Here is a 14,458-nt window from a genome sequence, read left to right on the forward strand (position 1 = left end):
CATTCATTTCTTAATATTTAAAACCACTTGTTAACTATGAAAAAAGCGTCAAGCAGGAAGCTTACCCTTGGCAAGATCAAGATTGCCAAACTGAGCACAACAAAACAGGAAGTAGCAAACCAGCAGGCTAATGCTCCTACCTATACTGGTTGCAGCCTCTTTAAATGTCCTCCTCCTCAGGATGGCAGGAACTAAGTACAGCAGTTTATTCAAAATCTAAAACCGCATTTCTTATGAAAAAGAAAACAGAAAAAAAACTCGACCTCGGAAAGATCAGGATCGCAAGTTTAAACCGTGCAAAACAGGATATGAACAATGGTTTAGTAGCAGCTCCTACTACCACCATCCTGTCCTTTAAAGTTTGTACTGATGATATCAGCCAGGGCGCGCCTATTTGCAGCGTAGACTCCTGCCGATTCTAAATTTATCATGGTGCGGCGTAGCTGTGGTTGTCGGCCGCACCATGACTTTTGTACCAGATGAATATGAATGATAAAAGAACCGCCGGAAAAATATTACAGGATATCAGCCAATCCCTCGACCATTTTACAAAAGAAACAGCCGTTCCCGGTCTATTGGGCGGTTATACAGGCGCTGCTTTATTCTACGCTTATTATTATCAGCTCACAGGAAAACAGAAACACCTTAAGAAGGCGCACCAATTGCTGGAAAGAGGTGTGCAGGACATGGCGGGAACTGCCCTGCCATACTCTCACTGCAGTGGCATTGCCGGTATGGTATGGAATATACAGCATCTCATAAAAGCTGGTTTTGTGAATGAAGACGGCATGGACGATATATTCGAAGACGTAGATGATATACTGGGAGAGGCGATGTTGACCGCAGTACAGCAGGGACAACACGATTTCCTGCACCAGGGGCTGGGTATTGCCCTGTATTTCCTGGAAAGAGGAGAACATCCGAAGGCAAAGCACTACCTGACATCCCTGGTATCCAGCCTGGCCGCAACAGCTGTGAAAATGGAGGATGGTATCAGCTGGCAGGATCACCTGACCGGATTGGGAGCTAAGCCCCAGGAAGTTACTTTCAACATGGGCCTGGCCCACGGCGTTCCTGCTGTCATCTCCGTTCTCGGTATGATCCATCAGCAGGGCATCGCAGTTACAGCAACCAATGACCTTATCCGGAAGGGAATATCCTGGATCCTCAAAGGAGAGAACAGCCCGGAAGAGGGGCTGATTGCATTATATCCCGTCCTGACAGATGCTGATCACCAGGCCCTCACCGGTAAACAGAGCCGCCTGGGCTGGTGTTACGGCGACCTGGGAATAGCCACCCTCTTGCTGAACACCGGTATCTGGTTACAGGATAACACTTATCAGGAGAAAGCCTTACATATTTTTCATCACACTTTGACCCACCGCAACAGCAAAAACGGTAATGTACACGACGCCTGCCTCTGTCACGGAAGCGCCGGTATTGCACATATCTACAGGCGTGCCTGGCTCCGGACAAAAGACCCCGCTTTATTAACAGGTGCAACAAATTGGTTACAAGAGACTTTACAAATGAATACGCACAAGGATGCTCCCAGAGGCTTCCGCTTCTACGCAAAAGATGGCTATGAAAACAGCTATGGTATCCTGGAAGGAGTGGCCGGTATCGGCCTTGCCCTGATAGCAGCCATCGATGAGACTACAGATCCTTCATGGGACCGGTGTATGTTATTATGTTGATATTTTCGTTATATTACATATAATGCCGAAGACCTGCTGTAAGTAGCTTGTAACCCGCTACTGCCCACATTGGCATCTTAAATTGGATACCCATGATCCGCCTGTATTTCGTAAACAACCATCCGTTGATCCAGGAAGGCCTGCGTTCACTGCTTGGTACTGAACATGATATTTTATTGGCAGGACATGCCCGTAGTGGCTGCGCCTGCCTTAGGTTTCTGTTGCACAACCCCGTTGACATCGTTATTATAGATACCTGTCTGCCAGACATAGATAGTATTGAACTGTGCGCCAATATCAGGATGGAATATCCAACGGTAGCTGTATTGGTGCTGAGCGCTCTACGGGATGAAAAATACATTGCCGACCTGCTGCAATGTGGCGCCGGTGGCTATATTCTCAATACGGCAGATAAAGACGAGCTGCTTTATGCTGTTCACACTGTTTATGCCGGCGATATCTATCTCTCCCCGGCTCTCAAACAGGCTATGAGCAGCGAAAGGGTAGGCATACAAAAAAATTTCCCCTCTCTTACGAGAAGGGAAAAAGAAGTTTTATGTCTGATCTCAGAAGGAAATACGAACGTTGAAATTGCTGAGAAGTTATTTATCAGTGCAGATACTGTGAATAGTCACCGGAAAAAATTACTGGCCAAACTGGAAGTAAAGAACACCGCTATGCTCATCAAGTATGCTGTTGATAACAAACTGCTGGTATGATCAATTGCTTTTGAAAGCAATTTTATCCACCACAACGCCCAGCTTCTTCATGGCTGATGCGTCAGTCTTTACTTTCTTATCGCCGGTTACCTGGTCGTACAATTTAGGATCGCTGGAGTTATTGGCTTTAAAGGCAATATTCACGCCCTTACCTGCGAAGGCGCCGCCTTCCCAGTCTGCCACTTCACCGCCATTGTCCCACTCAAAACCGTTGATGCGGAAGTCCCTGCCGTTTACTTTTACCACTTTATCCAGCGGGTCGCCTACCTTAATTCCGAAAGGCGGTTTCCATTTGGAGTTCTCTTTGGTGAAGAAAACGCTGGTGCCTTTCTCCCCGTTAAATTGTACGATCATTTCGTTATCAGTATCCGGGAATACGTAATAGGCAGTGCCGATATCATTTCCCTGGAAGTCCTGTGCCTGGCGCTCTTCTACATGTTCTTTACCATACAGGGCATACAGCTGATCGGCCTGACGCAGTTTGAAGATCTGTCTTACATCCCAGTTGAAATTATCTGCTGAAGAAGACGGTGTGGCTGCTGCAGCCGGTGTGGTACCCGGTTCTGCCGGAACGTCGGTTGGGGATGTTGTTGCAGTAGTGGCGTTAGCTTCGCTGGTGTTATTCGCTTCTGCGCTGCTACTGTTCTGTGCTACTGCCGGTGCTAACTGCAGTGGTGGCAGGGTAGCGGGGATAGCGCCGGTAGTGTAGAGGGTAGATTTTTCCTCCACCAACTCTTTCGTTTCTCCCTTGAATTTATTCACTGTATAAGTTGCCAGCGGGAATACGCTGTTGCTCTGAAGATTGATAGCGCGCAGGTGAGCGATGAACTGTTGCCTGTTACCGTTGCTGAACTGGTAGATGAATTTCAGTGCAGCATCCAGTGCGGCAGGATCTTTTTTCAGCTCGGTCATCGTTTTATCTATATCCAATCCGGCAGCGCCGCTTCTTGACATTTGCTCTGTCACGAAAACGATAAGGGAATCATTCCTTACCTCATAGCGCTTGGCCAACTTATCGGAAAAATCTTCTGCGATCTTATCTTCCAGTTTCGTCTGCGCATGTATCGCAAGGGGTAAGATGAATGCTAATATGGCAATGATGCGTTTCATGCATGGTCGTTTTAGTAATGGGAATTGTCCTTCTTAACAATCAGGCAATTACCATGACTAAATTATGTAATATTCCTGATTGTTAGTGCGGATACAGCTTTTTTACCTTATGGATCGGCTGAAGGGTGAAGAAGATAGCCATCCCCCCGGCCAGCACTCCCGACAGAACTGACAGCATTGTACCATTAAAGCTGTAATTCTCGGGTAAGCAGGCATGTATACCAAGCATAGCGGCTAACGTCAGAAACAGGGTGATTATTGCGTTTAGCGACGCAGTTTTTAGCATGAAACGGATCTTGACCTTTTTAGGCGGCGGAGAAGTGACCAGCTGTTCCTTCTCCAGCAGCGTAGTGGTTTTGTTTAATATGTCAATAGTGATACATAAAGGCAGCAGCAGGGACATGGGCAGGAAGAACCTGGCCACGGGATGTTCTCCCCGGAACAGGTACACCGTATTAAGATCATCAAAGCCGAAATAGGGCACCAATGCATTAATGATCACATTGGTAATGAAATAAAAGAGTACCTGGCGCTGCGTAAACCGCTTTAAGGTATTGTTAATGGGCTGGTTCATGGACCGGGTTTATAGGCAGTAATTCCTGCATTTTCTGAACAATGGCCCTGGCCTTTGTTTCTTCCAGGAAGGTCTCGCAGGAAATGAATGAAAAGTCCACCTGTCCCCTGAATGTGCTGATCACCAGCGTGTTGGCATTCCTCCAGGGAAAAGCAGCACTGGGGCTGTAGAGGGTCTCCAGCTCAAAGGTCTCATACTGCTCCGGGATGTCCAGCCTGCCCATATTGGAAAGCGTAACATCGTGCGTACCCTCCGTTCTTTTCAGGAAATTGACCATCCGCCTGGCAACTGTATGAAAATATTCACTGGTGAGCAGCAGTTTTCGTACATCCATCTTCTCTATGGCACTGGTCAGGTCTGTTTTCAGCTGACGCGCCTTTGTCCAGAAGCCCGTTTCTATATTGCTGATACTCAGTTCGGCAATAGGCGCAAAAGCAAACAGCTGGTCCTGTTTTATTTCCGGAACGAACCGGCGGATGTCCACAGGGCAGATCACCTTACCATGCGAGGCATCTCCCATCACCTGGCGGTGGGCTTTCATAAAGGCAAGCGAGAATACGGCATGCAGGGAGGTGTTCTCTATCTTGCAGGCAGTGATCAATGCTGCCGTAGCTGCTTTGTCCAGCTTCCAGTGCACCATATAATGTTTCCCTTGTACGGGTGAAGGCCCGCTTGTCTTTAAGGCTAATACAATACCTGCTACCTTCGACAGCAGCCATAGTTTCACCTGTAATTTCCAGCTGGATGATAAAGCTGCCGGTATAAAGCTGTGAATAGATTCGAAAGAAGCATAGGGGATCAATACGGTCTCCGGTTTGTCCAGTACCTGCAGCAGCTCACGCATCAGTGCCAGGATGGAGGTACCATCGCAGATGCAGTGAGGAAGTACCAACAGTAGTTCAGACACCTCGTTTGAACGCAGCCATATCACTCTTGCCAGCGGCCCTTTACGCACATCGAATGTCCGCCCCCATTCGGCGGCAGACACGGCCTCCCAGTGATCGTCGTTGCGCCGTTCCACGATCTGCACCGGAACAGGAGGGATCTTGGTGTCTGACACAAAATAAGGCCTGCCGTTCTCGTCCTCCCTGATCACCACGCCCAGCAGGGGATGTTTCTGCTGCACCTTCCCCAATGCATATATCAGGCCTTCCAGGGTGATAGCGCCGCGTATCTTTGCCGTGAAGATACAGTTTACAGTTGCTGCGGCATCTACATACATGATCCGTTCGCCCAGTATTAATTTTCTATTCATAAGATGGTTAAATAATTGATGATAATGCCAGCGCCGGCGCAGCTACAGGCAGGTCTTCCAACAGCAATGTCATGGCCAGCTCTTTGATGGCCAGTGCATCCTGGTGAGCCAGGACAGCAAGATTGGACACGAATGAAAAATCGATCTGTCCCTTATAGGTGGAGGTGATGATCGTGGTCGGATTGGCAAAAGGGCCTACAACCGTAGGACTGAAAATAGTGTCTACTTCGAAGGATTGATATTTATCCTGCACATCCAGTTTTCCCATATTCGAAAACATCAGGTCATAAACAGGCTTCCCATAGGTCAGGAACTTCTGCATATGTTTAATGCCTCCATGTGCATGTTCAAAAGGCAACATAAAATCGTAGGGGTCCATCTTCGATATCTTCTGCGATGCAATGGCCTGTAAAAGCTGCACCCTTTCCCAGAAAGGAATGCCAGGGGCATTATTCACCGATAGCTCCAGTGAAAGACCAAAAGAAAAGATCACGTCTTTCTTTATCTCCGGAATGAATTTCCGGATATCCACCGGGCAGGTGATCTTGTTCATCGCCTTTTCTCCTCTCACCTCTTTAAAGGCCCGGAGAAAGGCTACGCAGAGGGCGGTATTGACAGTAACAGCATGCTTTGTACAATGCTGGAACAAGGCGGTGGACGTTTGCTGGTCCAGTTTCCAGTGTATGAGATAATCATCCGCTCTCCGGACGGTAGGCCTGTTGCGGGTAGAGATGAATGTGGATAACAAGGTCAGTACTCCCTGTATGAACGCTCCTTTCAGCTGGGCTTTCAGTACCTGGCGGGTGCCCGTCAGGATATGCTTCGGCACTATATCTTCCAGGGTAGTGAATGTCGGGTGGATGCCAATATCATAATCAGGATCATCCAGCACGGTCAGTATTTCCCTGACCAGCATCAATCCTCCGCCGCCATCGCACATACAATGATGGAAGGCCAGCAGCAGTTCCGATTGCTGATCGCCTTTCAGCCATACCATCCTGATCAGCGGACCATTGGGAATGTCAAACACCGACGCCCAGGCGGCCTTTGTTTCCTCCTGCCAGTCATCAGCTGTTATACGATCTTTAATGGTCAGGGGGATGGTATGATACACTTCAGGAATAGTAAAGTAAGGCGTACCTGTCTTGTCCTGTACAATACCAGCTCTCAGCAGCGGATGTTTGGCCTGTATCTTCGACAATGCGTTGTACAGGTGCTCAGCTGCCAGCGTGCCGTTCAGCCTGACCACAAAAACGCCGTTAAATGGCGTGGCGCCATCTCCCAGCATGATCCTTTCAGGGAGTAATAGTTTGCGTTTCATCAGAGAGAATAATTTGTTAAACAGATAAAGTGCGTTTTCTTTCCTGTGCAAATGTTTCCAGTAGTTCAACTGCTTTATCATTACCTCCGGCCTGTATGAACGTGTCTCGTATATGTTGCGCTGCCTGCCTGTATTTCCCATTGTTCAGCACTTCCCACATGGCTGCCTTCAGGTCGGGCACCCGCAGGCGTTTATATCTTAACTTAATGCCACAGCCTGCATTTTCTATCAGGGATGCTGTATGGAAATGATCATAGGCGATGGGGGTGATCAGCATGGGCAACCCGTTCACAAATGCATCATTCACCGTGTTGAAACCCCCGTGACAGATCACGGCGTCCATTTCCGGCATCAGCTGCGACTGTGGTACAAAGCCCTGCACAATGAAATTGTCGGGCCATTGGGCAAAGATGGCGGGATCGGTGGCTGCTACAATCGTGAGCGGTTCATCTGCAAAGGCTGCTATCAGTTTCTGGAAGAAATCTTTACGAATGTCGACCAGCAGGGTGCCCAGCGATACAAATACTTTCGGCGACCGGGCACGGGACAACCGGTCCCAGTCAAAAGGCGTGTTATTCGGACGGCCCTTTACCGGGCCTACAAATTTCAAGTGTGGTAATGGATCCTTACTGCCTGCAAATTCTTTTGAAGTGAACACCAGGTTCATTTCCCTGGAATGGATCACATAATCGTCCGTATAGATGCCCAGTTCATACTGCAGGTTCCTGATGAGGTTTTGCTGCCATTCAAAGATCCTGGGCGACTGCATCGCGTCGCCGGTAACGTCGGGAGGAACCGGTGTTGTTGTTACACAGGGTATATCTTTCAGATGGGCGCAGAGCGCGCCTGCAAAGGTGATACAATCGCTGATGATGACGTCCGGCCTGAATTCATCCACTATCCGGGATACCCCTGGCAGCATGAAACGCGCAAAGGGTATATAGGTGCCTTCCAGTGCCAGTTTTAATGTTTCCACTCCCGAGAGGTTCGGCCCCTCATCCTGCATCTTCAGAATGGCTTGTATGGCCACCTGATGTTCCGACAGTTCCGCGTGGGGAACAATGAATTGCCCGCCGGCAGGAATATGTTCTGCTGCCAGCTCTTTCAAACCGACCCATATTACTTCATGGCCTTTTGCCAGTAAACTGCCTCCTACGCTCAGGGTAGGGCTGATGTGGCCAAAGAATGGCGGCACAACGAACATAAATTTAGACATGCGTTGACGTTAATTAGTGATAGAAACGGTTACGGTCAAATGCCAGGCCGCCCGCTGAAGGCGGTGTTGCCAGCTTTTCCAGGAGATCAATGGCGGTGGCTGCACCTCCCGCCTGCTCAAACGATTGCCGGATGCGTTGCGCCGCGGCCTTGTAGGCAGGGTTAGACAACACATCCCATACAGCCTCCTTCAGGTGAGTGGCCTTAAACCTTTTGTAGTTCAGCCTGACCCCGCTCTCTGCATGTATCACTCTTCCCGCTACGTGCGATTGATCATAGGCAATAGGGATAACCACCAATGGCAGGCCGTGAGATAAGGTTTCACATACTGTATTGTGGCCGCCATGGCACACGACTGCATCCAGATAAGGTAGGAGCTCCAGCTGGGGTACTTTTTCCTGCACCAGGAAATTGTCCGGCCACGCTTCGAAAAGCGCCGTATCCGATACAACAATGACCGATACCGGTTCATTGCTCAGTGCTTCAATCACTTTTCCGAAAAATTCCTTTTTGTAACTGTGGTCAAAGGTGGTCCCGATAGATACTAAGATCCTTGGGTGTGTGCCCATCCTGTGAAACCGCTCCCAGTCAAAACTGTTTGCAGCCTGCCGGTGCTGAATAACAGGTCCTACAAACTTGTAATGATCCGGTAAGGACATGTCGCCAAAAAAGTGCCTGGAAGTATACACCAGTGTGAGGGCCCCGGAAGTGGCTACAGATCTTTCTCCGGGAATACCCAGTTCCTGTTGCAGTCCGACGATCTGCCTGATCTCCCATTCATGTATACCTGGCAGGTCTTCCATCATTTTGATGGCTGCCGGCGCAGTAACGGAAGTGGCATAGGGTATGTGTAAACGGCAGGCGGCAATGGCGCCTGCAAACAGTTGATGATCGTTGATGATAACATCAGGTTTAAAGGCCTGCAGGATAGTGATGATCCCATCGAACATAAACCTGTTCAGAGGGATCAGCACTTCCTCGTACAGGAACTTGATACTTTCTATACCCGATACGTTCTTCTTCGTGATCTGATCAAGATATTGTTCACTGTTCTTTTTAGCAATATCATCCTGATCGTATTGCACAAGGAGCAATTCTCCTCCCTGCGGCAATCTGTCTGCCAGTGAGGCATCGAGGCTGATCCATGCTACACGGTGCCCGCGTCCGAGTAATGCGGCGCCCAGGCTCAGTGTAGGATTGATATGCCCCATCAGTGGTGGTACGATAAACGCAAAGCTTGCCATAATTTGTGGTTGATCTGTTTGAATTTCACCTGCCAGCCCATGAAGAAATCTTTCAGCTTATTGGCGGTTTCCAGCGGCTGCTGGATGGGCAGGTTGTGATCTCCTGCTATCAGTGCCAGCTTGGAACGCGGCACCGTATGATACAGCTTACGCCCGGATGTGAGACAGTTAGAGCTTTTGCCATATATCAGCAGCGTATCGTGGGAAATGTTGCCTATGGCATCGTCGGCAAAGAAGAAACGCTCATTGTGCATATCTTCCTTGATGCTCGTTTCATAGAACAGGTATTCATACATCCGGTGATTCTTGTCCAGCTGTCTTTTACCCATGCGCATACGGGTAGTGTCTGTGTAGTTATTGATATAATCTACCAGGAACTCTTTACTATAAATATCAATAATGCTCAGCGTCTCATTGTCGCTGGGGTCAGGCGCCTCTATGATGGCCAGCTTCTTCACCCTTGCCGGGTAACGCATGGCCATTTTCATCGCTACAAGGCCGCCATAACTATACCCTGCCAGGTGTACTGACTTCAGCTGCAGCGCATCCATCAGGTCGCGCAGATCGTCTGTCATGGCATGCAGGTCATAGCCATATTCACAGCGTTCGCTCATACCATGGCTCTTCATATCATACATCACTACATGGAAGGACTGTGCCAGTACCGGTGCAATATTGAAATAATAAACAGAGAGATTGCTGAACATACCATGAACCAGCACAATGGTTTCCCTTGCGCCCTTGTTCAATTCCTGGATATGAACGCTTTTGTTTTTTACTTTGATGACTGGCATGTTGCGATGTAGTTTATAATGTCATCGAGTTTGAGGTTGATAAGCTGATCGAGGTCCATACCCGACAGCCAGCCGGTGAAGTCAATGTTCTCACCGAAATGCGATTTTACTTTCTCTGAGAAGGAGACGATTTCAATACTATCCATCTCAAGATCTCTTGTGAAGGAACTTTCACGGGAGATGTCCAGGTCTTCCACAAATTCTTCTCCTATTACTTCTGTGATGAATGATTTCAGAATAGTAAAGATCTCTTCATTGTTTAACTTGTGTGTGGTAGCTATAGTGTCCATCCTATGATATAGTTATTGTGTTTAATAGTTTGAATAGTAACATCGCCTATCGTGAGTGTATGGCCGTTTATCGAATCAATCTTGTATTTTTTGGGATTGCCCTGCAGACCTTTGCCCAGGTATTTGCCATAGGCTTCTTTGGCCACCCAGCAGCGGATGATCCATTCGGTTTTGTCTGCATCTGTAATGAGCGCCAGTTCTTCCGGATGGAAGACCAGCTCAGTAAAACCATCATTCTTTTCACTGATCACTTCGATGTCTATCCCTACCGGGGCGCCGTTGCGGGCGATGGCTACTGCTTCTTTGTCTTTATGTGCGAGAGATATATGAATGTCATTGGTCATTGTTCCTGCAGGAAATGGTTTTCCTGCATCATCGTTCCTGATCTCAAATTCTATGGGATAATATGCTTCCTGTTTTTCTTTTTTCAATAATGCCCTTATTGCATCTTTTACAGCTACCCGGCTAATGATGCGCTCCTTGCGCTTATTCGGCAACATCGCCCGCAGATCAGCTTTCTCTGCCTGGTTGAAGTAACGTTTCATGATAAAGTCCCAGGACACAACACGCTGATAGGTATTACGGAACAGGAATACACCGGGCGCGATCTCTTCCGACAGACTGTTGTGCAGCGGCGCCATAGACACTTTCCACAGCGGCTCGTCTATTTCCAGCCTGGCGTTCTGCCAGCCGGTGATGATGGCCCATACCTGGTTGTCCCGCTTCAGTATAAAATCTGCAGTAGCGGTATCGTCATTGATGTCTGTCAGTTCGCAGGTGCATTCAAATACGCCGCTTTGATCTTCCATATCGCCATAGAAAGCTACCTCCTGTATCTTCACCGGGAAGGCGATCCTGTCTTTCTCTAAGGTCAGTTGCAACCATAACCCGAATAGCTGGCCGGCATTATCGAGCAGGGAGCCTTTGCCGGAACTGCTTTCAATGATGCCTGTAATGCCTTTATCGCCCACCGCCACTATCTTCCGGATACCCTGGTAGGCAGGGCCATGGAACATGTGTTGTTCATATATTTCTGCGGATGACCTGGTAATACCTAAAGGCCTCCCGCTGTGTAAGGAGCGCAGTGGTGCAATAGCATACTGCGCTGATAAGGAGACCTGCGCATGGGCATATTTGTCAATGCTTATGGCAATAGTATAAGGGTCCTGCCATTGTCCCTGCACGGTAGCCTTGAAGGGTGTGGCTACATTCATCCACTGGAACACCTGTATCTGGGAGATGCTTTTAACTTTGGTACCTGGCGCATTGGCAGCTGCAATGTCTGCAAACAGTTCAAAGATCATGGTCATCGGGATAACCGGATCCATATCATCTGCACAATGCCATCCCGGTTTCTGCCGCAGCAAGGCATGATCAATGAGATACGGCGTATTGTCCAGGGAAATATCCAGGTCCTGCGATACCGGCAGCCTTTTAGGAGCCGCCAGGGTGCCCTGGTTGAACAAGGCAATGATCTCTTCCTGTATAGCCGAAATCTCGTCACAGTTGTCGAGGAAGGCGCGCATAACCGGCGTTTCTTCTGCCATTACGCTGACCTTTGCCGGCGCGGGGCGTAAAGATTTCAGCGCGGCAATATCTCTTACGATCGGAGACCCTAATTCCAGTTTCACTGGTATGCCTTTAGGCGCTTCCTTACCTGCTGTGATCCCTAAGAATGAAAGGTTGATCTGCTTCCCTTCTACAAACAGGGCGGCCAGTACTCTTTGAAGCTGGTCTAATCCTGCGCGGGTAGGAACATTGGCAGAAACAGCGCTGTAAGACCTGTTCTTCAGTGTGTCATCCACAAAGCCTGTCAATCCGCCTGATCCTGCCTGTATGAACACTCTTACGCCTTCCGCATACAGCTTTTCGATCAGTTGCCGGAAGCGTACCGGTTTAATAAGATGATCGATACTCAGCTGCCTGATAGCCTCAAACTCCCGTGGATAAGTATCCAGGGTAGTGGCAGACCATAAAGGGATCCTTGTATCCTGGAATTCCACCTTATTGATGCCATCCAGCAAAAGGTCCAGCTTATTCGCAACGAAGGGAGAGTGGAAACCCGACTGGAAAGGCAGGACCTGGTGGAAGATCTGTTCCGTTCTCAGCACAGGTATCAGCTTGTCAACGGCTTCAATGGTACCGCAGAGAATGACCTGCTGCGGACAGTTGTCCATTGACAGGTGAATATCCTGCACGCCATTCAGCAGGGGCGAGAGGCGATCGTATCCGCAGCCTACTACCAGGAAGCGCGTATTCTTTTGTTCAAAGGCCGCCGGGTTTAACTCCTGCAGCAACATCAGCACAGAGCTTTCTGCAGCCAGGCCAGATGAGCGGCCTGCCAGCCACTCCCCGAGACTATGGCCTGCATTCATATCCGGATAGACGCCCAGTGTTTTAAGTGCCGTATCGAGTACATGGCTTTTCTCCAGCAATTGGATGGCGGAATCCCAGACACCTTCTTTATCAGCGCCTGACTGACCCGACAAATGCAGGCCGAAATATCCTGCTACTGAATCGATCTCTCCGCCGGCCAGGCCATCCAGGCCGGGGAACAGGAAGGCTACTTTGCCTCCTTTGCTGACAAGTGGTTCGTTGCTGAACCAGATGTCCTGTTTATTCCGCCAGGGCATATTCCGCTCCACGATCTTCATTGCTTTACGGATACGTTCCGGTGTAGGGTCGAAGAGTGCAATACGGTAATCTCCCTGCCCGGGATGATTGTCTTGCTGTTCCAGCGCCTGTAGTAATGCCTCCCGGCTATCCCTTGCCAGTAGCAATACCTGCGGCTGGCGGGGTGCAAGGCCATGGAACAATTTGCGGGGAGCGAGGTTCCTTTCGCTAAAACCTTCCACTACCACATGTGCATTGATACCACCGAAACCAAAGGCATTGACACCTGCCCGTTTGGGCAGCTCAGACAGGTTCCAGTCCAGGGTTTCCCTGACAGGTTCGAAGCGTGTTTGCTGCATGATGTCCAGCGGTATATCGCAGTGCAGGGTAGGAGGCAGCTGACTATAATATAAAGCCAGGCTTGTTTTAATGAGACCTGCAATACCGGCGGCAGGCATGGCATGTCCTATCATGGACTTTACCGAACCGATCCCCGCTTTGGGTAGTTTGCCCGGCTGACCAAAAATAGCGGCCAGCGTTTCCAGTTCCGTCTTATCGCCCAATGGCGTACCGGTACCGTGCGCTTCAATGTAGCCCACCTGCTGCACGTCAATACCTGCTGCTTCCCAGGCCTGCCTGATGGCTTTAGCCTGTCCTTTTACAGAAGGGCTCATGACACTGGTGCCGGCGCCGTCGCTGGATACGCCCGTGCCTTTAATAACAGCGTATATCCTGTCCTGGTCCCTGATCGCATCTTCCAGTCTTTTCAGCACGACAAAACCACAACCTTCTCCTATCAGCAGGCCGTCCGCCTGTTGATCGAAGGGACGGATCTGCTGACGCCGGGAGAGCGCTCCCAGTTGTGTAAAGATGCTCCAGAAAGGAGCATTCTGTGAAACATGTACACCTCCTGCAATGACCATGTCGGCCCTTCCGGTACTTAATTCGCCGATGGCATGGTCTACTGCTATGAGAGAACTCGCGCAGGCGGCATCTATCGTATAGGCCGCTCCGCCAAGATTAAGCCGGTTAGCCACCAGTGAAGCTACCAGGTTGGGAATAAGCCCCATCGCGGTATCGGGACCAAAACGCCCTTTCTTTAGCTGGAACTCTTTTTTCACTTTATCCAGTTCTTCGTCACTAAGCCCGGGCAGGGCCGATTGTAAGATCTGTACGATCTGTTCACCGGTACGTACTATCTCAATGGCCCTGGTGGCGCCGGGACCTGTATAGTTCCCTTTTCCGATGATAATGCCCGTCCTGTCCAGTGGCGCACTGTCTGGTACGCCGGCATCCTGTAATGCCTGCCTGGCGAGTGAAAGTGTGAGGAGTTGTTCCGGTTCCGTACCTTCCACTGCCAGTGGCAGAATGCCAAACTGGATAGGATCGAACCAGGCATAATCGTCTATGAATCCGCCCTTCCTGCAGTAGAAACGGTCTACCGCATTAGACCGGGGATCAAACAAACTGGCGTCCAGCCTGTTGCCGGGCACCGTTTGTATAGCGTCTCTTTTATTGATAATGTTCTGCCAGAACGTATGTATATCGCCGGCTCCGGGGAATATCCCGGACATACCTATGATGGCAGCATCAGCCTGTTTTTTCATTGTCATGACTTTAATGATG

Annotated in this window: 13 protein-coding genes; 4 read left to right on the top strand and 9 right to left on the bottom strand. The window is 49.4% G+C overall.

The features are described from left to right. Nucleotides 1-36: 36 nt before the first annotated feature. The 4 genes from MYF79_RS07220 (at nucleotide 37) to MYF79_RS07235 (ending at nucleotide 2,416) form a co-directional block, all read left to right on the top strand. Entirely contained in the window at nucleotides 37-195 is a 159-nt protein-coding gene (locus tag MYF79_RS07220) for a hypothetical protein (protein WP_188133776.1), read from the top strand. A 38-nt stretch (nucleotides 196-233) separates the two neighbouring features. Continuing rightward, nucleotides 234-422: a hypothetical protein gene (locus MYF79_RS07225; protein ID WP_199657935.1), complete on the top strand. Its 189-nt coding sequence runs from the start codon at nucleotides 234-236 to the stop codon at nucleotides 420-422. Between the two features lie 63 nt (nucleotides 423-485). After that, complete coding sequence (locus MYF79_RS07230) at nucleotides 486-1,697, top strand: lanthionine synthetase C family protein (RefSeq protein WP_247813210.1); 1,212 nt, start codon at nucleotides 486-488, stop codon at nucleotides 1,695-1,697. A 92-nt stretch (nucleotides 1,698-1,789) separates the two neighbouring features. Then, nucleotides 1,790-2,416 (top strand): LuxR C-terminal-related transcriptional regulator, encoded by a 627-nt coding sequence (locus MYF79_RS07235; RefSeq protein ID WP_247813211.1) that lies wholly within the window; start codon nucleotides 1,790-1,792, stop codon nucleotides 2,414-2,416. On the opposite strand, the gene MYF79_RS07240 is transcribed toward MYF79_RS07235, so the two are convergent. The 9 genes from MYF79_RS07240 to MYF79_RS07280 form a co-directional block, all read right to left on the bottom strand. Beyond that, nucleotides 2,417-3,526, bottom strand: coding sequence for a hypothetical protein (locus MYF79_RS07240; protein ID WP_247813212.1), 1,110 nt, complete (start codon nucleotides 3,524-3,526; stop codon nucleotides 2,417-2,419). An 82-nt stretch (nucleotides 3,527-3,608) separates the two neighbouring features. Next, nucleotides 3,609-4,100: an MHYT domain-containing protein gene (locus tag MYF79_RS07245; RefSeq protein ID WP_247813213.1), complete on the bottom strand. Its 492-nt coding sequence runs from the start codon at nucleotides 4,098-4,100 to the stop codon at nucleotides 3,609-3,611. Further along, entirely contained in the window at nucleotides 4,084-5,355 is a 1,272-nt protein-coding gene (locus MYF79_RS07250; protein ID WP_247813214.1) for a condensation domain-containing protein, read from the bottom strand. The genes MYF79_RS07245 and MYF79_RS07250 overlap by 17 nt, the downstream gene beginning before the upstream one ends. Before the next feature lie 7 nt (nucleotides 5,356-5,362). Then, a complete protein-coding gene (locus MYF79_RS07255; RefSeq protein WP_247813215.1) occupies nucleotides 5,363-6,676 on the bottom strand; it encodes a condensation domain-containing protein in 1,314 nt (437 codons plus the stop codon). Nucleotides 6,677-6,692: 16 nt separating this feature from the next. After that, complete coding sequence (locus MYF79_RS07260; protein ID WP_247813216.1) at nucleotides 6,693-7,892, bottom strand: glycosyltransferase; 1,200 nt, start codon at nucleotides 7,890-7,892, stop codon at nucleotides 6,693-6,695. Between the two features lie 13 nt (nucleotides 7,893-7,905). Further along, nucleotides 7,906-9,135, bottom strand: coding sequence for a glycosyltransferase (locus MYF79_RS07265; RefSeq protein WP_247813217.1), 1,230 nt, complete (start codon nucleotides 9,133-9,135; stop codon nucleotides 7,906-7,908). Then, the gene (locus MYF79_RS07270; protein ID WP_247813218.1) at nucleotides 9,102-9,929 is read right to left on the bottom strand and encodes an alpha/beta fold hydrolase; all 828 of its coding nucleotides are present in this window, start codon (nucleotides 9,927-9,929) and stop codon (nucleotides 9,102-9,104) included. The genes MYF79_RS07265 and MYF79_RS07270 overlap by 34 nt, the downstream gene beginning before the upstream one ends. Next, the gene (locus MYF79_RS07275; RefSeq protein WP_199657925.1) at nucleotides 9,911-10,219 is read right to left on the bottom strand and encodes an acyl carrier protein; all 309 of its coding nucleotides are present in this window, start codon (nucleotides 10,217-10,219) and stop codon (nucleotides 9,911-9,913) included. Before MYF79_RS07275 ends, MYF79_RS07270 begins: the two co-directional genes overlap by 19 nt. Beyond that, nucleotides 10,207-14,439, bottom strand: coding sequence for a type I polyketide synthase (locus MYF79_RS07280; protein WP_247813219.1), 4,233 nt, complete (start codon nucleotides 14,437-14,439; stop codon nucleotides 10,207-10,209). The genes MYF79_RS07275 and MYF79_RS07280 overlap by 13 nt, the downstream gene beginning before the upstream one ends. Nucleotides 14,440-14,458 lie beyond the last annotated feature (19 nt).

Source organism: Chitinophaga filiformis (assembly GCF_023100805.1).
Taxonomy (GTDB): Bacteria; Bacteroidota; Bacteroidia; order Chitinophagales; family Chitinophagaceae; genus Chitinophaga; species Chitinophaga filiformis_B.

What these genes read in the sequence shown, in the direction of transcription:
- MYF79_RS07275 (WP_199657925.1), bottom strand. Translation starts at nt 10,219, where the DNA reads ATGGACACTATAGCTACCACACACAAGTTAAACAATGAAGAGATCTTT.
- MYF79_RS07235 (WP_247813211.1), top strand. Translation starts at nt 1,790, where the DNA reads ATGATCCGCCTGTATTTCGTAAACAACCATCCGTTGATCCAGGAAGGC.
- MYF79_RS07245 (WP_247813213.1), bottom strand. Translation starts at nt 4,100, where the DNA reads ATGAACCAGCCCATTAACAATACCTTAAAGCGGTTTACGCAGCGCCAG.
- MYF79_RS07265 (WP_247813217.1), bottom strand. Translation starts at nt 9,135, where the DNA reads ATGGCAAGCTTTGCGTTTATCGTACCACCACTGATGGGGCATATCAAT.
- MYF79_RS07270 (WP_247813218.1), bottom strand. Translation starts at nt 9,929, where the DNA reads ATGCCAGTCATCAAAGTAAAAAACAAAAGCGTTCATATCCAGGAATTG.
- MYF79_RS07225 (WP_199657935.1), top strand. Translation starts at nt 234, where the DNA reads ATGAAAAAGAAAACAGAAAAAAAACTCGACCTCGGAAAGATCAGGATC.
- MYF79_RS07250 (WP_247813214.1), bottom strand. Translation starts at nt 5,355, where the DNA reads ATGAATAGAAAATTAATACTGGGCGAACGGATCATGTATGTAGATGCC.
- MYF79_RS07280 (WP_247813219.1), bottom strand. Translation starts at nt 14,439, where the DNA reads ATGAAAAAACAGGCTGATGCTGCCATCATAGGTATGTCCGGGATATTC.
- MYF79_RS07240 (WP_247813212.1), bottom strand. Translation starts at nt 3,526, where the DNA reads ATGAAACGCATCATTGCCATATTAGCATTCATCTTACCCCTTGCGATA.
- MYF79_RS07260 (WP_247813216.1), bottom strand. Translation starts at nt 7,892, where the DNA reads ATGTCTAAATTTATGTTCGTTGTGCCGCCATTCTTTGGCCACATCAGC.
- MYF79_RS07220 (WP_188133776.1), top strand. Translation starts at nt 37, where the DNA reads ATGAAAAAAGCGTCAAGCAGGAAGCTTACCCTTGGCAAGATCAAGATT.
- MYF79_RS07230 (WP_247813210.1), top strand. Translation starts at nt 486, where the DNA reads ATGAATGATAAAAGAACCGCCGGAAAAATATTACAGGATATCAGCCAA.
- MYF79_RS07255 (WP_247813215.1), bottom strand. Translation starts at nt 6,676, where the DNA reads ATGAAACGCAAACTATTACTCCCTGAAAGGATCATGCTGGGAGATGGC.